This window comes from Citrobacter sp. wls829 (assembly GCF_005280825.1).
Classification (GTDB): domain Bacteria; phylum Pseudomonadota; class Gammaproteobacteria; order Enterobacterales; family Enterobacteriaceae; genus Citrobacter; species Citrobacter gillenii.
The window spans coordinates 14,430-32,838 of the sequence record NZ_SZWP01000058.1; the positions used below are offsets into that span (position 1 = coordinate 14,430).

The 18,409-nt window shown below is 53.5% G+C and carries 15 protein-coding genes; 10 read left to right on the forward strand and 5 right to left on the reverse strand.

What is annotated here, in order from left to right:
* The first annotated feature begins 341 nt into the window (after nucleotides 1–341).
* The 9 genes from FDW88_RS11770 to FDW88_RS11810 all read left to right on the forward strand — a co-directional run bounded on the left by FDW88_RS11770 (nucleotide 342) and on the right by FDW88_RS11810 (nucleotide 12,245).
* Complete coding sequence (locus FDW88_RS11770; RefSeq protein ID WP_096755942.1) at nucleotides 342–2,534, forward strand: EAL domain-containing protein; 2,193 nt, start codon at nucleotides 342–344, stop codon at nucleotides 2,532–2,534.
* Between the two features lie 65 nt (nucleotides 2,535–2,599).
* Nucleotides 2,600–4,690: a Cache 3/Cache 2 fusion domain-containing protein gene (locus tag FDW88_RS11775; protein WP_137362601.1), complete on the forward strand. Its 2,091-nt coding sequence runs from the start codon at nucleotides 2,600–2,602 to the stop codon at nucleotides 4,688–4,690.
* Nucleotides 4,687–5,754 carry a chemotaxis protein CheB gene (locus FDW88_RS11780; protein WP_137362602.1) on the forward strand — a complete coding sequence of 356 codons (1,068 nt, stop codon included), beginning with the start codon at nucleotides 4,687–4,689 and terminating at the stop codon, nucleotides 5,752–5,754. The genes FDW88_RS11775 and FDW88_RS11780 overlap by 4 nt, the downstream gene beginning before the upstream one ends.
* Entirely contained in the window at nucleotides 5,751–7,163 is a 1,413-nt protein-coding gene (locus tag FDW88_RS11785) for a protein-glutamate O-methyltransferase CheR (protein ID WP_137362603.1), read from the forward strand. The genes FDW88_RS11780 and FDW88_RS11785 overlap by 4 nt, the downstream gene beginning before the upstream one ends.
* An 11-nt stretch (nucleotides 7,164–7,174) precedes the next feature.
* A complete protein-coding gene (locus tag FDW88_RS11790) occupies nucleotides 7,175–9,301 on the forward strand; it encodes a response regulator (protein ID WP_137362604.1) in 2,127 nt (708 codons plus the stop codon).
* A gap of 22 nt (nucleotides 9,302–9,323) precedes the next feature.
* Complete coding sequence (locus FDW88_RS11795; protein WP_115257614.1) at nucleotides 9,324–9,680, forward strand: response regulator; 357 nt, start codon at nucleotides 9,324–9,326, stop codon at nucleotides 9,678–9,680.
* A 15-nt stretch (nucleotides 9,681–9,695) separates the two neighbouring features.
* The gene (locus FDW88_RS11800; RefSeq protein ID WP_137362605.1) at nucleotides 9,696–11,381 is read left to right on the forward strand and encodes a diguanylate cyclase; all 1,686 of its coding nucleotides are present in this window, start codon (nucleotides 9,696–9,698) and stop codon (nucleotides 11,379–11,381) included.
* Complete coding sequence (locus FDW88_RS11805; RefSeq protein ID WP_096755949.1) at nucleotides 11,378–11,902, forward strand: chemotaxis protein CheW; 525 nt, start codon at nucleotides 11,378–11,380, stop codon at nucleotides 11,900–11,902. Before FDW88_RS11800 ends, FDW88_RS11805 begins: the two co-directional genes overlap by 4 nt.
* Complete coding sequence (locus FDW88_RS11810) at nucleotides 11,886–12,245, forward strand: hypothetical protein (protein WP_096755950.1); 360 nt, start codon at nucleotides 11,886–11,888, stop codon at nucleotides 12,243–12,245. The genes FDW88_RS11805 and FDW88_RS11810 overlap by 17 nt, the downstream gene beginning before the upstream one ends.
* A 29-nt stretch (nucleotides 12,246–12,274) precedes the next feature.
* Here FDW88_RS11810 and sitD read toward each other — a convergent pair whose 3' ends face one another.
* The 4 genes from sitD to sitA are packed head-to-tail and all read right to left on the reverse strand — an operon-like array spanning nucleotide 12,275 to nucleotide 15,712.
* Nucleotides 12,275–13,126, reverse strand: coding sequence for an iron/manganese ABC transporter permease subunit SitD (sitD, locus tag FDW88_RS11815; protein ID WP_115257616.1), 852 nt, complete (start codon nucleotides 13,124–13,126; stop codon nucleotides 12,275–12,277).
* A complete protein-coding gene (gene sitC / locus FDW88_RS11820) occupies nucleotides 13,117–13,980 on the reverse strand; it encodes an iron/manganese ABC transporter permease subunit SitC (protein WP_137362606.1) in 864 nt (287 codons plus the stop codon). The genes sitD and sitC overlap by 10 nt, the downstream gene beginning before the upstream one ends.
* A complete protein-coding gene (gene sitB, locus FDW88_RS11825; protein WP_137362607.1) occupies nucleotides 13,977–14,798 on the reverse strand; it encodes an iron/manganese ABC transporter ATP-binding protein SitB in 822 nt (273 codons plus the stop codon). Before sitB ends, sitC begins: the two co-directional genes overlap by 4 nt.
* Nucleotides 14,795–15,712 carry an iron/manganese ABC transporter substrate-binding protein SitA gene (gene sitA, locus FDW88_RS11830; RefSeq protein ID WP_137362608.1) on the reverse strand — a complete coding sequence of 306 codons (918 nt, stop codon included), beginning with the start codon at nucleotides 15,710–15,712 and terminating at the stop codon, nucleotides 14,795–14,797. The genes sitB and sitA overlap by 4 nt, the downstream gene beginning before the upstream one ends.
* 186 nt (nucleotides 15,713–15,898) lie before the next feature.
* Between sitA and FDW88_RS11835 the strand changes: the two genes are divergently transcribed.
* On the forward strand, nucleotides 15,899–16,243 hold the full coding sequence (locus tag FDW88_RS11835) for a nitrous oxide-stimulated promoter family protein (RefSeq protein ID WP_137362609.1): 345 nt from the start codon (nucleotides 15,899–15,901) through the stop codon (nucleotides 16,241–16,243).
* A 78-nt stretch (nucleotides 16,244–16,321) separates the two neighbouring features.
* On the opposite strand, the gene flhA is transcribed toward FDW88_RS11835, so the two are convergent.
* Complete coding sequence (gene flhA / locus FDW88_RS11840; protein ID WP_115257620.1) at nucleotides 16,322–18,400, reverse strand: formate hydrogenlyase transcriptional activator FlhA; 2,079 nt, start codon at nucleotides 18,398–18,400, stop codon at nucleotides 16,322–16,324.
* Nucleotides 18,401–18,409: the final 9 nt, after the last annotated feature.

An 18,409-nucleotide genomic window follows, 5' to 3' on the forward strand; every position in this document is an offset into this window, starting at 1 on the left:
CTGTAAGGAATGTTTTTTGTACACACGTTAAAGATGTGCGATGGATACGCTGGCGGCGCTGTATTTTTACACTATTAATCAATTGATTAGGTTGCTTATTAACTGGTGAGATAAAAATAAAAATATCATGATATGTCCATTTTTATCTATAAATGATGGTTTATTTTCTGATTCGATATGAATAAGATGCACGCTTCAATGTAGAACCTTTTTTATTTTCTCAGTGTGCGGTTAATGTCATCAATTTTACAATGGTTAATGACTGGCCCAAATGGATTTGTTTGCGACATTAGAATCTGGATTAAAGTCCTATTGGTATAGTGTATAGCGGATAAATTGATTTGGACGCAATAATAAATACAAACACTGCAAAAATCACTCGTGAATGGTGTCTGCCGCTTGCTATTCCTGGCCTTTTTTATCCACTGGCACACTATCTTAACGGTTACTGCATTCTTAATAATACTCTATTAACCGTTTACGATCTCAAATTAGCCGTATTTTCCGCCGCATTGGTTCTCTTTGGTTATCGGGTTCTGCCGGGGATAATGCTGTTTCTGGCGGTGATGTTTTGGGTTGGTCCTGCAGGCGAACACGTGGATGCGTTGTGCCTGACGGCGGCATCGACGCTGAGCTATGCCATTTATCGTAAAGTGACGGGCAGACGCAGTAGCGCGAGCTTTAGCCGGATCACCATCAGCCTGAATCGTATGATTTGGCTCTGCGGCTACAACATTTTGCTGTATCTGCTTTTCAGCAAAATTTTCGCCTTTGTGGTTCCCCACAGTCAGCGATCGGATGTGGCGAACCTGCATATTATGAGTCTGGAAATGCTGGTGCGTGTCCAGGGACTTGCTAACGGTTGCCTGACGGGGATCCCCTTTTTCTACAAAGCATTTCGCATCCTGCGCCGACCGTCTTGGTTGTTTACCTTTATTAAGTCGATCGGCGAACAATGCAAAGGCAATGTCACGGTATACGGCGTCATGGCGTGGTGCACCGTGCTTATTGGTCTGATGCTATGTTTAACGTCGCCCTATAACTCGAATATTTTCTTCTCATTCTACAGCCTGATCCTGCTTTTCCCGTTGATGCTGTGGGGAGCTATTAAGATTGGCCACTCATTTACGATGCTGGTGTGGACGGTGGTATTAATTATTCTGGGCAAGCATAACGATAATTATATCGCCAGCGATGAGAGTTTCATGCTGCACCAGGCTATGGTTTCAACGCTTATTTTTATCTTTTCACTCACCATTGTGATTATGGGCGCGCTGGCAAAATTTACCCGTCAACGATTTAGCCAGGCTCTGGTATTAGGTCTGACCGACCCGATGACGGGCATGGCAAACTTGCGTGCGCTGAAGACGGAGCTGTTTACGACCGAACATGCGACGGTGTGCCTGATTCAACTCCCCGAACTGGAGCTTTTTTCCCGCCGCTACGGTTTTCATTTTCGTACCCGTTATCAGAAAATTTTGGCTGAGCATTTGCAAAAGCACTTGGTCGAAAGTGAGAAGGTCTATTATCACGCCGGTTATGATCTGCTGATCAGGCTGGAAAATTGTACCTGGGAGCGGTTGTGTGATTTATACCAGGCTGCTAACGGTTTTCGCCTTTTTCATAATAATCAGCGGCTGGGGTTTCGCAGTGGTTTGGGCTATTGCCTGATTCACGATGTGAGCGATGACATCTATCAGTTGGTGGGGAAACTGGGCATGGTCGCGGGGTTGTCTCTGACCAACGGCAGACCCGAAAACCTGGAAACGCAACATAGCCGCATGCTTGGCAACCATATTGTGGATAAAACCGATATTCGCACGGCGTTGCAAAATGCGTTGGATAACAATGCGTTTGTGCTGATGGCCCAGCCTATTGTCAGCACCCAGGGCGAAGAACACTATCATGAAATATTGATCCGCATGTTAAACGATAAGGGTGAGTTTATTTCGCCAAACAGTTTCCTGCCGGTGGCGCATGATGCGGGGCTGGCACCGGAAATCGATTTATGGGTCATCGAAAATACGCTCAAAGCCATGTGTCACCATCCACAGCGTTGCTTTTCTATTAACCTGGCACCGGTGACGGTGTGTCGTTCAAATATTGTCTCGAAGATCACCCAGCTCTTACAGGAATACGCCGTCGCGCCGCAGCGCATTATTTTTGAGATTACCGAAGCGGATACGCTGTCCGATAAACAACAAACCGTAGAAACGCTGCGTTTAATTCGCCAATTAGGCTGCCGGGTGGCGATTGATGATTTTGGTACCGGGTTCGCCAGCCATGCGCGTTTGATGAATATCGAGGCGGACATTTTGAAAATTGATGGCTCGTTTATTCGGCGGATCACGGAAAGTGAAATCAGCTACTACATCGTTGAATCATTCTGCCGCGTTGCCGAAATGAAAAACATGCAAGTCGTCGCCGAATTTGTGGAAAACGCCAGTATTCAGGCATGCCTGGAGCAAATGAACGTGGGGTGGTTGCAGGGATATCACATTGGTAAGCCGACACCGCTGCTCACGCTGAAATAGCGTGGCGCCAGCACAATTCTGACTCAAAAAAAGAACAGCGCCTTCTCAGAAAGAGAATAAAAAATATGAGTGACATGATTAAAGTAAAAGAACGCCCGGCGGCCATATCTTCAGACGGACCCACTGCACGAGTGCTCGCCTGGCTGCACAGTATTCACCTGGGTGTCGCGATGAAACTCGGCATGATTCTGGTGGTGTGCATTGCCACGCTGCTGATTGGCGCCTCTTTTATGTTATCGAATTATCTGTCCAGCGAGCTGCAGGTTAATGCGCTGGAAATGATCAAAACCAACACCCGTATTTTCCACAACAATATCTCTAATGAGTTTCAACGGGTTACCCGGGATGCGGAACATTACAGCAATGTTTACATTAATAATTATCAGAATGTAGCCAATAAGCCACTGCGCTCTATGGACGCGTCTGAACTAAAAGCCGTTTTGAGTAACCCCAATACAAACGACCATTTCACCGAATTAACCAGCGTCTTTGCCAGTACCTTTATTCTGCAGGGTGAGCAGTTTGTTCGCGTCAGCAGCACGTTGCTGGCCAGTTCCGGTAACACGGCGACGGCAACGGTATTGGGGCGTGATAATCCGGCATTGCCATTACTACTGAAAAATAAACCGTTTTCAGGTGTGGTCACGCTGTTTGGTAAGCAGTTTATTAGCCACTATGAGCCGATTGCCGATAAATATGGTCAGGTGATTGGTGCCGTGGCGGTCGGGTTTGATGTCAAACAGACCCTGCAACCGATCATCAGGCAGTTGTTGGATGTGCATATTGGTAAAAATGGCTACGCCTACGTGCTGGATGCCGGATTCGACCCTGGGCGTATGTTGGCGCACCCTTCGCTGACTAACCAGCAGGCGGTGAATATTACTGACGCCAACGGTTATAAGCTGTTTGCCGATATCCTCGAACATAAAAATGGCATCACCTACTACAACTGGGTGAGTGGTTATGGTGTCGCACCTAAGACCAAAGTTGCCGTCTATGAGTACATTGAAGGGATCAACTGGATCATCGCCACCACCAGCTATGTGGATGATGTCGCCAAGAGCAGCAATCTTGTGCGCAATGGCCTGTTGCTGTTCACCGCGTTGCTGTTACCCATCATTTTATTGCTGATTGCGATTGCCAGCCGCTTCCTGATTTCACGCCGTCTAAACCGTGTGCTGAGAATTGCGCAGACCATCGCGGAAGGTGACTTAACGGTGGATGTGCAGGTCGATCATCCTGATGAAATTGGCGAACTGCTCGGCGCTGTAGAAATGATGCGCCAGCGCCTGCACTCGCTGGTGGGGGATATGGTGTCTCATGCGAACTCAGTGCACCAGGCATCATTGCACATCACCGAGGCGGTAGACGGCCAGGCCTCAACCAGCGTGGAAACCTCATCTTCAGTGGCTGAAATTACCTCCACCATGGAAGAGCTGTCGGCCTCTTCCACCCAGATAGCCGAGCATTCGCGGGCGGTGGTCGATATTGCCAACCAGACGCTTGAGGATTGCAATAAAGGCTCTGATTCGATGTCGCAGCTGCTGATGCGCATGACGGATATCGACAACGATAACCAACAAAACATGCGTGAAATCATGATGCTCGGCAACAAGTCGACGGAAATCAGCCGCGTGATGGTGATCATTAACAGTGTGGCGGATCAAACCAAACTGATCGCCTTTAACGCCGCGCTGGAAGCGGCCAGCGCCGGAGAAGCCGGGAAACGTTTCTCCGTGGTGGCGGCTGAAATCCGTCGTCTGGCGGATTCAGTCACCGAATCGACGGTTGAAATTGAGAATAAAATTAGTGAAATCCAGAACGCGATTAATCGCCTGGTGCTGAACGCGGAAAAAGGTGGCGAGAGTATAAAATCGGGGACGAGGGCGTGTCAGCTGAGCGCTGAGCACCTGAATGATATCGTCGTTACCGCAGAGCAAACCTCTACGGCGGCGCTGCAGATCTCGCTGTCTACCCAGCAGCAGAAAACCGCCAGCAATCAGGTGGTCATGGCGCTGCGTGAAATTGTTGTCGCCAGTAACTACACGTCGCAGTCGATCAAAGACATTCTGATTGTGAGTCAGGATATGACACAGTTGTCGAAGGCGCTGAAAGAGGCCTCTGCATCATTCACCCTGATGGATATGGATGCATGAGTAGCCGCGGTATTCGGGTACTGATCCTGGATTTGGGCAGCGTGTCGCGCAACCAACTGGTCAAGCAACTGGAAGATCATCCACATATTTCGGTGGTTGGGCAGGCGGCCCATCGCCGCCAGGCAATGCGGTTGTTGCAACAGTTAGGGCCTGATCTGCTGATCCTTACGCTGGAAACGTCGACCGCCGATAACGTCGAGATCGTCGAAACCATCATGGCGACCAGCGCAATCCCTATTCTGGTCATGCATTTTGGTGGTGAAAATGCAGGCGATGAGGATTACATCTCTCGCGGGGCGCTGGCGGTGTTGCACTATAACTACGACTCCCCACTCGCCACCCGGACGCTGCATCGACAGGTGGAACTGCTGGTGGGCGTGAAGGTCATCCGTCATATCAAGGGGTTACGCTACCCTGCAGAACCGAGTGTGTCGGGCACGCGTTTGGCAATGGAAACGGTTGAGACCACGGCCGACTGGCCCTATGTGCTGGCGATTGCCTGTTCGACCGGTGGGCCGCAGGCACTGAGCAAACTGTTGCAGGATTTACCCGGTACGTTCCCGTGTCCGGTACTGATTGCCCAGCACATTGCCGATGGTTTCGCCAAGAACATGGTGCACTGGCTGGACAGCGTAACCGATCTGAAGGTACGGCTGGCGCAGGATAATGACCCGGTGGAGGCCGGAAATGTCTATATCCTGCCACCGGAACAGCATCTGATCGTCAAAAGTAACCAACGGCTGGCGACGGTTCCACGACAAGAAAGCGACGTGTATCACCCCAGCTGCAATCTGTTACTGGAGTCGGTCGCTGAGGTGTTCCGCGAAAAAGCGGTTGGGCTGATCATGACCGGAATGGGCAGCGATGGATGTCGCGGCATCGAGCTTATCGTCCAGCGAGGTGGACGAACGCTGGCGCAAGATGAAGAAAGTTCGGTGGTCTTTGGTATGAACAAGAACGCGATTGATAAGCAGCTCATACACCGCACGATCCCGCTGAATGGCCTCGCGAAGGTGCTGCTTTCGATGGCAGGTCACGGGCATTTCGAGAGTACATTGCCATGATACCCAACCTTCCAGAATATGCCCGCTTGATCAAAGAACGGGTGGGTTTGCACTTTGATAATGCGATGGAAGCGCTGCTGAAATCGGCGCTGAGTCAGCGCATGGCTGAGCGTAATATCACTGATTACTATGAATACTATGAAAAACTGCGGCTGTCGCAGGATGAGTTTGATCGCTTTATTACCCTGATTACGATTAACGAAACGTATTTTTTCCGTGAAAGCGACACGCTGGATTTAATCTGCGAAAAATGGGTGCCGCGCATCATGCAACAGCGTAGCGGTCCGGTGCGTATTCTTAGCGCAGGGTGTTCATCAGGGGAAGAAGCCTACTCGCTGGCCATCAAACTGCATGAAAAGTACCAGGATGGGATGGCGGAACGGGTTGAACTCTACGGCTGTGATATTGACCCGGCAATTCTCGCGAAAGCCAGAAATGCCAGCTATTCCAGCTACTCGTTTCGTGGCGTCGATCCGTTAATTCAGCAGCGCTATTTTACCCGTACGGGAAACCAGTTTCGGCTGCATGACGTCATCCGTGAAAAGGTGTCATTCCACCGCACCAACATCATCAAAGAGCAACTGCTGCCGGAAGTGGACATTATTTTGCTGCGCAACGTGTCTATCTATTTCGACACGCCGACCCGCCGCGAGCTGCACGCAAATTTGCAAAAGATGCTGCAGCCGCACGGCGCTCTGTTCTTCGGCAACGCAGAAACGCTGGCGAACAATTTCGATATCCTGAAGCTTGAGCAGGAAGAGAGCATTTTCTATTTTTGCCACCACGCTGAATCTCCTCGGGTGGTGCCAACACCACGGGCTACGCCGCGCGCGACCGTCACCGCCTCCGTTGTTGCCGTCGAGCCTGCCGCACCCGCGACGCTTAAGTCTGACGACTGGCTGAAAAAGGCGCGTGCCTGCCTCGATGAAAAACGTTTTTCCGATGCTGAAAAGTGCATCGCCTGCGTATTACGCAGCGATCCAGGCCATCAGGATGCGCTGCTGATTCAGGGCGTGATTGCGCTTGAGCAGCGAGAGTTCTCGCAGACCACTGGCAATGCGCAAAAGATCCTCGCCCAGGATGAATGGTCGGCAGAGGCAAAAATGTTGCTCGGTCTGGCGATGATGTGGCAGCACCAGACGCAGCAGGCGATTGCCTGGTTCAAACAGGTGGTTTATCAGGAACCGGGTTACTGGCCCGCGCATTATTATCTGGCCGAAATGTATCGCCAAAGTGAACTTCACCAGCCCGCGCAGCGGACTTATCGCGTGGTGATGCAATTACTTAACGATGAAATCAACAATCCTTCAACGGTGTGTCGTCTACGTTTGCCGATGGTCTTTCCCGGCACGACGTTTCGCTTTCTGTGTGAACATCAACTGGCGCAATTCGCCCATCAAAGCGGGTAATAAGAACGATTATGGCTATCGATCTGAAAAAATTCGTTCTGCGTTTTATTGATGAAGGGAGAGGTCATTTGCAGACGCTCAGCGAGGGGGCCTTTCTGCTCTCCGCTGGGGAACATACCGATGCCGGGATAGGTGAGATGTTTCGCGCCGCGCATACTCTGAAAGGGGGCGCACGGATGCTGAAACTGCAAAGTATCGCCGATGTCACGCATCACCTGGAGGACGTCCTGAGCGAACTGCGGGAAAAAAAACTGACGCCGGACCGGGCGCTGGGCAACCTGATTCATGAAGCGGTGGGGTATCTCTCAAACCAATTGACCCAGCTTTTTGTCAGCGCAGGGGATAACCAGCTGCCGCCTGCGGATGCGGGGCTGTGTGAACGTCTTGCCTGTGCGAGCCGTGGGGAAGCCGCTACGTTGGCGGTGGAGGCGGTTATTCACGCGGACAAACCCGCGCCGTCGGCGGCGTCGATTACCGTGGACGGTGGCATTAAGCAGGCTGACTTCGTGCGCGTCAAGCTCAACAAGCTGGATGATCTGATCGACATTCTGGGGGAAGTGGTCGCCGGTCATGACCGCCTGGAACAGCAGATACAGAACCTGAGTCACATTGTGCCGCGGCTGTTAGGGCTAAGCGCAGAGCAGCTTCGTCAGCAGATCCGCGATTTCAGCGCCCAGTTAAAAGAGAGCGTACAGGTTCAGCATTTGCAGATGTTTGAACTGTATGACGTGGCGGCGCGGATCCGCATGCTCCCGCTTTCCACGCTCTTTGAGCCGATTTCATTGCAGGTGAGTGAGCTGGCCTCCACGCTGAATAAGCAGGTGGTCTGCCGCTTTGTGGGCGGGGAAGTGGAGATTGACCGCCAGCTTATTGACCGGCTATCGGAGTCGCTGACGCATCTACTGCGCAACGCGGTCGATCACGGCATTGGTGACATTGATGAGCGGTTGGCGCTCGGTAAATCCACGCGCGGTACGATCACCATCACTACCCAGCAGGATGGCAGCGGAATATTACTGCGGGTGGAAGATGATGGCCGTGGGCTGAACTATCCGGCCATCAGCGCGAAGGCGGTCAGTAGAGGACTGGTTCCCGCGTCGATGGCCGGGCAGCTCTCCGAGCAGGAGTGCAATGAACTTATTTTTCATCCCGGTTTTTCAACCAGCAAAATCGTTTCTGAACTGTCCGGTCGCGGCGTCGGTCTTGATGTGGTGCGCAAAACGGTGGTAACCGATTTGCAGGGGGATTTGCAGGTGTACAGTCGGCAAGGTGTCGGAACGAGTTTCACGCTGCGTCTGCCGGTATCACTGACAATGATGCGTATCCTGCAATTTGAAGAGCAGGGACACCTGTTTGGGTTGCCCGCTCAGTACGTGGTTGAGGTGGTGGAGTACACCCCGGAAGGGATCAGCGATATTGCCGGACGCCCGGCCATTATTTTGCATAACGAGTTTATTCCGGTGGTTTGCGCAGGCCTGCTACTCGGTATACACGCACGTCAGGGAAGCCGTTCTCCGGCGGGGCAGCGCTTAATCATTGTGCAGAATCAGTACAGCAAGATGGCGCTGCGGGTCGATAAGTTGCTCGATGAGCGCAAGATGATGATCAAACCGCTACCGAAGCATATGCAACAGCAATCGCTGGTATCCGGAATGGTCCAGACGCCGGAGAACCAGCTAGTCAGTATTTTACAAGTTCCGGCGTTGATGGCGATGGCGCAGCAATCGCGACAGACCAGTACGCCCGTAAAACCGGTGAGCGTGGCGCAAAACGCCTGGCATGTGCTGGTGGTTGATGACTCGCTGAATACCCGCGAGATAGAAAAAAATGTACTGGAAGCGCACGGCTATCAGGTGACGCTGGCGGAAGATGGGCTGTCAGGCTTGCAGAAAGCGAAACTGACCCAGTTTGATGCGGTCCTGACGGATGTCGAAATGCCGTTTATGGATGGTTTTACCTTCACAAAATCGCTGCGTGGCGAGAAAAACTACCAGCACACGCCGATTATTATCGTGACCTCCCGCGCCAAGGAAGAAGACCGGCGGCGCGGTATTCAGGTAGGCGCGGATGCCTATATTGCCAAGGGCGATTTCGAGCAGGACAGCCTGATAAAAACCTTAAAAATGCTGTTGTGCTGAGGGCACAACACCGAGAGAGACGATGCGAATTTTATTAGTTGATGATGATCTTTTTGCCGCTGAACTGGCATCCGTCTTCCTGGAAATGGACGGCTACGAGGTGGTGATTGTGGAAAGTGCCATCTCTGCCTTAGCGTGCCTGGATTCGGATAAAACGCTCGATCTGGTGATTAGCGACCTGCATATGCCAGAGATCAGCGGACTGGATCTGCTGGCGCTGCTGCGTGCCCAGGGCTGGTCTAAACCGTTTATTTTGCTGAGCGCCAATGAAGTGACGGCCAGCGATGTGCCGTATGATCGCTGGGTGAAAAAAGATGAAAATCTGGCGGAAAACCTCGGTTCCGCGGTCAATGCGCTGCTGCAGCCTGCTACTGAATAAGTCAAAAACCTCACGATGAAACAAGAAAATAAGCACCTTGCTATGGCTGCCGCTCAGGAAAAAATCTCACGGCTGAGACAGGGGTTTTTACGCCGCATTCCCGATATGCTGGCACAAGCGGACAGGCTATTGGTGCAACTGGTCGCCGAACCCAGCGAGGTTTGTCGTAAACAGCTGCATATTTTGCTGCACAGTATTCACGGGTCTGCCGGGTCTTTTGGCTTTGCTCCGCTCGCTACCGCCTCCGCGGAAGGTGAGCGATTACTCACCGAGCCGGAGCAATGCACATTACATTGCGATGAGCTGCGGAGGATCCTCCGTTGGCTGTATACCCTGACGCAAGAACAGCTCAGTCTTGAGCATCGTATCAGCGACACAGGCTTCAAATTACCGAACCCTGAGGAGCGTCCAGAGGAGGCGTTTGTCCGCCGTACCAGTAAACCGATCTACCTGTGCGATGATGACCTCGATCAGGTTGAACTGCTCGCCACCCAACTGCGCTGCTTTGGTTTTACCTGCCATGTCTTTGCGAATACCGAGGACTTTACCCAGGCCGTACTGGCGCAACCGCCTTCCGTGGTGATCATGGATGTCAGTTTTCCGGACAACGCCTACGGCGGCCCGCTGACCATGTCGGATCTGAAAAAGAAAGTTGGCATCGCTTTCCCGGTGCTGTTTCTCTCCTGTCACAGCGACTTTACGGCGCGCATTAACGCCATAAAATCGGGCTGCGACGGCTACTTTGTTAAACCGGCGTCTATCACCGATTTAGTGCAGGAGCTTCACCGCTTAACCCAGCCGTCGCTAAAGAAACCCTATCAGATCCTGTTGATTGACGATGAGCCAGCGGTCGCGGAATACAACGCGGAAATGCTGCGGATGGCGGGAATGGACGTGCATGTGCTGGAGAAACCTCAGTATTTGCTGCATGTGCTGAACGCCCAGCCGATTGATCTGGTATTGATGGACTACCACATGCCTGAGTTTAGCGGCGTGGATCTGACCAAACTGATCCGCCAGATCCCGCAGCACATTGGCCTGCCGATTGCCTATCTTTCCAGTGAAACTAATAAGACGGCGCAGTTTGGCGCCATGAGTATTGGGGCGGAGGACTTTATCCTCAAACAGGCCGATCCTCAGGGATTGATCCATGCCGTGTCGATCCGAGCGGAAAGAATGCGCACCCTGCGCGCCCGGATGTCGCAGGACAGTTTGAGTGGGTTATACAACCACTCGACGACCACCCACTTTCTTAAAAGCGCGATCGCCGAATCTAACTACAGCGGTAAATCGTTCTGCATGGTGATGGTGGACCTGGATCATTTTAAAAATATTAACGATACCTACGGCCACGTCGTCGGAGACCAGGTGATTGTCGGCATCTCGCAGCTGTTTTCCCATCGTTTACGCAGCACCGACATCGTGGGCCGCTACGGCGGGGAAGAATTCGCCATCATCATGCCGAATACCACCAGCGAAACGGCAGCCCTGGTAGTGGAACGTTTACGCAAGGATTACGAGCAGGTCGCGTTCTCCGTTAATGATACCTATTTTCACAGTACCTTCAGCGCTGGTATCGCGCAGTGGCAGTTTGGCGATCGTATTGAAACGCTGCGTGAGCGTTCCGATCAGGCGCTGTATGCCGCCAAGCAAAAAGGCCGCAACACCTTCTGTATCGCTGAAGAAAAGGAGAGGGCATGAGTCCACAACTGGAGCAGATCCTGGCGCTGAATCATGGTGAGAAACCCGAGTGTGAAAGCGTCGATGAGCCGCAGTGCACGCTGGTGTTATTTCAGCTGGCGGATAAAAACTTTGCTTTCTACGGCGCGCAGATAAGAGAGATCCTCGCGGAACGTCCTATCTCGTGGGTACCCTGTTGTCCGCCGATGCTTGAAGGCGTGATCAACTATCGCGGGCGCGTGGAGTCAGTCATGAGGCTGGACGGCCTGATTGACAACCCCGTGGCTAACGCCCTGGGAAAACGGACTATCCTGATTGGCTGCGGTGAGAGGATGCAAAGTGGCATCCTGATTGACAGATTGATTGATGTTCTTGAGGTGGTGGAAAGCCAGATTCATTTACCCGGTGATTCACTGCCTCCGGCGCTACAACCGATTGCGGTCGGGGTGGTTAAGGTGGGCGACACCTGGTTCACCCTGCTGGATCTGAATCTGGTATTTGACCGTTATCAGGAGACCTGTGGTGATGACGCAACCCGTTAACCTGGCGGCCGTGCGCATCCGCATGGGAACGCAGGAGTTTTACATTCCCGCAAGCCAGGTCCGCAACTGCTCGCGGGTGACGCACGTTTCACCGGCTATCCCGCGCTTTAGCCAGTGGCTGGGCATTGCCGATGAACCGCCAGAGGGCGGGCATTTGCATTTTTTTGTTCCGCCAAGTGGTGTTGATACTGGCTGGTACTTATGGGGGCAACTGGAGAATGTCATGCTCTCAAGCGACATCATTTTTGCGCTGCCTCCGCTGCTGGCTCACAGCTGTCGCCTGCCCGCGCTACGGGCACTGGTGGGGCGCGAAGCGCTCAGCCCGCTGTTGAGCTGGGGCTGATAAATACCTCACGCTCTTATCTTTGTGCGTTATATACCGCCGTACTGGCGTCGCCGTTCTAAACGGCGATCGCGCAGGGTGGAATAAATAAAGGCGATAACAAATAGCAGGGAGAATAAGACGACGATGGTCGGGGCCGGTGCGCTGTCGATGAAAAATGACAGGTACACGCCCATAAATGAGGTGACCATCGACATGACGACGGCGAGTATCAGGGCGTGGGAAAACTGGCGCGTGAGTAAAATTGCAATCGCGCCCGGCGCAATTAACAACGAGATCGACAGAATAATACCCACCGACTTCAGCGTGGCGACGATGGTGAGCGCGATCATACACAGCAGACCATAATGCAGCAGGGTGGTGTTCAGCCCGCAGGCTTTTGCCTGGTGCGGATCGAAGGCGTGCAGCAACAGATCTTTCCACTTTAACCCGATGACAAGGGCAATCCCCAGCGCAATAACCGCCGTTTGTGCGATATCCCCCAGCGAGACACCGAGCATGTCGCCGAAAAGAATATGGTCCAGATGAATCTCAGATTGGATTGAGACGTACAGCACCAGTCCTGCGCCAAACATGCCGGAGAAGACGATACCCATCAGCGTGTCGCGTTTGATGCGGCTGTTATCATCGAGATAGCCGGTCGCCACCGCGCAGAACAGCCCAGCGATAAACGCGCCAATGGCCAGCGGAATGCCCGCGATGTAAGCCAGTACGATCCCCGGAAATACCGCATGGCTCATGGCATCGCCCATCAAAGCCCAGCCTTTAAGCACCAAAAAAACCGACAACAGCGCGCAGGGTATGGCGACGATAACGGAGATGGTCAGCGCGTTCACCATAAAGCTGAACTGAAAGGGTTCCAACAGGGCGGTTAAGAACATGAGGACTCCTTATTCACCTGGCGGGCGCGGCGACGGTTGGCCAACAGACCGTGTTTTGGCGCGAAGACAAACGCCAGCAGAAACAGCAGTGTTTGCAGAACGACAATAATTCCGCCGGTCGCGCCGTCCAGCCAGTAGCTCAGCCAGGCACCGAAAAAGCTGGTCAGGCTACCGATAGCGACGGCGATAGTGAGCAGACGGGGAAAGAGATCGGTCAACAGCCAGGCCGTGGCACCGGGCGTCACTACCAGGCAAATCACCAGAAATGCGCCGACAGTTTGCAGCGCCGCAACGGTGGAAACTGAGAGCAGCGTAAAAAATAACAGCTTCAGGCGGCCTGGGTTCAGACCGATAGAACGCGCGTGGTTCTCATCGAAAAAAACCACCATCAAATCTTTCCACTTCAACAGCAGAATGGTGAGTGAGATGACGCCGATAATCGCCAGTTGCAGAATATCTTCCGGTGCAATCGCCAGCACATTACCGAGAATAATGGTCTGAATGTTCACCGACATCGGATTGAGCGACACCATAAACAGCCCGATGCCGAAGAAAGAGGAAAAAATCAGCCCAATGATCGCATCTTCCTTCAGGCGCGAACGCTGGTTAAGGAACAGCATACTGCCCGCTGCCAGCCCGCCAGAAAGAAACGCGCCAAGCGCAAAGGGGAGCCCTAACATATAGGCCCCGGCAACGCCCGGCACAATCGAGTGTGACAGTGCATCGCCAATTAACGACCAGCCCTTGAGCATTAAATAGCAGGAGAGAAACGCGCACAGGCCGCCGACCATCGCCGAGACCCACATAGCGTTGAGCATATACTGGTAGCCAAACGGTTCTGTCAGCCAGTTCATGGTGATTCCCCCTCGTTGGGCGTACGTCGAGAAATAAACGGCCGTTCATCATCGGTGATTACGTGCTGCTCACCGCCGCTCAGCTTCACATGGCGCAGGACGCCGCTGAACGCCAGCTCGAGATTTTCGGGGGTAAAGGTGGAGTCGGTCGGGCCGCTCGCCAGCACCGTCCCTTTGATCATGACTGTGTAATCACAAAACTCGGTCACCGAACCCAGATTGTGAGTAGAGACCAGCATCGTGCGCCCCTCATCGCGCAGTTCGCGCAGCAGGTCGATGATGCGGGCCTCGGTTTTCACGTCTACGCCGGTGAACGGTTCATCCAGCAAAATGACCTGCCCGTCCTGGGCGATGGCGCGCGCCAGAAAAACACGTTTTTTCTGCCCGCCGGAGAGTTCGCCGATCTGCCGATGGCGGTATTCCAGCATATCGACCCGCGCCAGCGCCGCATCCACGCATTGATGGTCGCGCGCGGTTGGTCGTCGCAGCCAGCCCATATGGCCAAAGCGTCCCATCATCACCACGTCTTCCACCAGCACCGGAAATGACCAGTCCACCTCTTCCGACTGGGGAACGTAGGAAATCAGATTCTGTTTTAGCGCCTTGCTGACCGGCTGCTGCAGAATGGAAATTTCGCCCTGCGCCAGGCGGACAAACCCCATCAGCGCTTTAAACAGCGTTGATTTCCCGGAGCCGTTGACCCCGACCAGCGCGGCAATCGAACCACCCGGTACCTGAAAGGTGGCAGCGCGCAGCGCGGTGTGTCCGTTGCGATACGTCACCGTCACCTGATTGACGGAAATCGCTGAATGACTCATGGCTGGCTCCCCAAACCTGCGTTAATCCCGCTGACAATGGTTTCCGTTGTCACGCGCAGTAAATCCAGATAGGTCGGTACAGGGCCATCAGCAGCGCTCAGCGAATCGACATACAGCACGCCGCCGTAATGTGCGCCGGACTCACGCGCCACCTGACGGGCAGGCTTGTCGGACACCGTGCTTTCGCTAAATACCGTCGGGATCTGTTGAGTTCTGATCGCATCGATCACTTTGCGCACCTGTTTGGGTGTGCCTTGCTGATCGGCGTTGATCGGCCACAAATACAGCTCTTTCAAATCGTTATCGCGCGCCAGATAGGAGAATGCGCCTTCACTGGTGACCAGCCAGCGTTTATCGGCCGGGATTTTTGCCAGCGCCGCATGCAGGGGATCGAGCGTCTGACGAATTTTTGTTTTATAGCGCTCTGCATTGTTCTGGTAGATGGTGGCATTGTCCGGATCGTACTTCATCAGCGCATCGCGGATGTTATCGACGTAAATCAGCGCGTTCTCAGCTGACATCCAGGCATGGGGATTCGGCTTGCCGTTATAGGGGCCTTCGCTGATGCCCATCGGCTTCACGCCGTCAGAGACCATCACCTCCGGCACGCCGGATAAATGCTGGTAGAAGCGGGAAAACCACAGTTCCAGATTGAGACCGTTGGAGAGGATCAGCTGTGCGCCCTGCGCGCGTTTAATGTCGCCCGGCGTGGGCTGATATTCGTGAATTTCAGCCCCCGGCTTGGTAATGGAGCTGACCTCGGCTGCGTCACCCGCTACGTTGCTCGCCATATCGGCAATCACCGTAAAGGTGGTGACCACCTTAAATTTTTCTTGCGCCGATGCGGGCGACAGCGTCAGCGCCGTCAGGACGCAGGCAAGGAGAAATGATTTCAGATGGGGCAGGCGCGGCATAGTATCCCTCACAAGAAAGTGGTTAATTTATCATCGAATATAGCCTTTGCTATGTTATATAGCACAAGGCATGATAAATGAAAATAATTCTTATTTGCGTAGGGTGCTAAGGATGTATCACCTTCAGGTAATAGTGCCGCGGATTACTAAGGTGTATTATGCATGCAACTTAAATGTGGAGGCATCATGTCCGGCAAACGTATTGCACGTGAAAAAATGACGATCCAGAAAATGATCTCGCTGTATGAGAGCCAGTGTCCGCAGGCTTCAGACGAGCCGGGGCATTACGATGCGTTGTTTGCCTATGCGCAAAAACGACTGGATAAGTGCGTATTTGGTGAGGAGAAACCAGCTTGCAAACAGTGTCCGGTGCACTGTTATCAACCTGCAAAACGCGAAGAGATGAAGCAGATTATGCGCTGGTCCGGGCCGAGGATGCTCTGGCGTCATCCGATCCTGACCGTGCGTCATCTGATGGATGACAAACGCCCGGTACCGGAATTGCCAGAGAAATTTAAGCCTAAGAAGTAAAGTTGCTGTGTGCCGGATGGCGGCTGCGCCTTATCCGGCCTACAAAGGCATACGCATCTGCGCCATCAGCCACAATCGTTAAACCAGCGCATCCTTATCAATACCCAGTCGCTTCATGCGTGAGAGCAACGTTGTGCGTTTCAGTCCCAGCCGCTGTGCTGCGCCTTTTGGACCGGCGACCACACCGTTGGTCTCTTTCAGCACGCGCATAATCAACTGGAATTCATCTTCGCCTTCCTGCGCAACTTCGGTCGCCACCGGCGGTGTGCACGGCGCCGGCGTGATGATATCCGGCAGGGACAGTTGCAGCACGTTGCCTCTGGTCAGCAGGACCGCGCGTTCCACCACGTTTTCCAGTTCGCGCACGTTTCCCGGCCACTCCATGCCGCTTAGCGTGCGCAGCGCTTCAGCCGGAATGCTGTCGATATTGCGCCCCATCCGGCGAGCAATTTTAAAGGTGAAGGCCTTCACCAGCAGCGGGATATCTTCCGGGCGCTCGCGCAGCGGCGGTAGGTGGATCGGGAAGACGTTCAGGCGATAGTACAGATCGTTGCGGAATTCGCGATCGGCCACCATTTTTTTCAGATCGCGGTTGGTGGCGGCGATCAACCGCACGTCGGTCTGGATCAGTTTGTTGCTGCCCAGGCGTTCAAATTCCTGCTCCTGCAGAACGCGCAGCAGCTTAGGCTGTAGCTCCAGCGGCATGTCGCCAACTTCGTCGAGAAACAGCGAGCTTTTATCGGCCAGTTCGAAACGCCCGATGCGCTGCGTACTGGCACCGGTAAACGCACCACGCTCATGACCAAACAGGTCGCTTTCCAGCAGTCCGGCAGGCATCGCCGCACAGTTCATCTTCACCATCCGACGGGCATTACGTCCGCTGAGATTGTGAATAGCCCTGGCAATCAGCTCTTTACCCGTTCCGGTCTCGCCCAGAATCAGCACGGTGCTGTCGCTTTGCGCCACCATCTCGACCTGTTTGAGCACGCTGTACATGGCTTCGCTGCGGCCAATGATTTCACCAAACTCACTGTCCACGTTATTGAGCTGCTCGGTCAATGCCAGGTTCTCATCGACCAGCCGTTCTTTCAGGCGGTGGATCTCCTGGTAGGCGAGGGCGTTATCGACAGCAATGGCCACGCGCTCGGCAATCTGGCGCAGCAGCTTGAGATTGGCGGTAGTGAAGACTTTTTCTTCGCACTGGGCCAGCTTGAGGACGCCAAGCATCGTGTTACCGGACATCAGCGGCAGCAGACACAAGGTTTGTAACTGGTTGCCCCAGGTGTCAAACAGCATGCGTTCGTAAGGCGCCAGCGCATCACGTTCGCTCAGGTTAATCAGCAGCATCTCTTTGCTTTTGAATACCCGCTCAGAGAGCGTGCCCGCTTCGTCAACTTCGCTCTGCTCGTGCGCCGGATGATGCTCATCCAGATAGTGGGTGGAATAGATGCTCAGCTTATTTTTGCGATCGCTGCGCAGCACGATGCTGATGGCGTCGATATCGAAGTAGTGGTGGATCTCTTTGGCGACTTCGCTGACCAGCTCATCAATGTCCAGGCGGGAGAGCACCGCATTGGTGATGGCGACCAGGATACGAAAGTTGTCACGCTCACGACATAGCAGATCGTAGTCGACGTTGTTGCTGACCCGGTTCTGGATCTGTTCGGCCACGACGCCGACGATCTGGGTAAAGGTTTGCAGGCGGTTGTACTCTTTTTCACTCCACGGGCTGTCTTCGTGGCGGATAAATTCACAGCCGCCGAAGATGCGCCCATCGGCCGCCAGCGGCAGCAGACAGTAGTGACCAAATTGGGAGTACAACCCGCCGGATGCCAGCTGCGGCCAGGTTTCACTAAACTCATGATAGCTGCAGTGCAGGGCATCGGGACGAGACAGAATGCGGCGCACCGGACCGTGTGCCAGCACCGTTTCGTCTTCATAATCGATGGGTTTACCATTTTCACGCGTCGTAAAGTAACGCGCACGCTGCGTCTGCGCCTGCCATAACACAATAGCCGCACTGTCGGCCAGCGCCGAACGCTTGACCAACTGTGAAAGCGCCTCACTGAGAGACTGAAGATCGGGCTGCTGTAATAATGTACGAGTGATATCGAACAAGCCTTGCTGTCCGAGGTCGCTCATCGGTGTATACGACATATTGCTTTT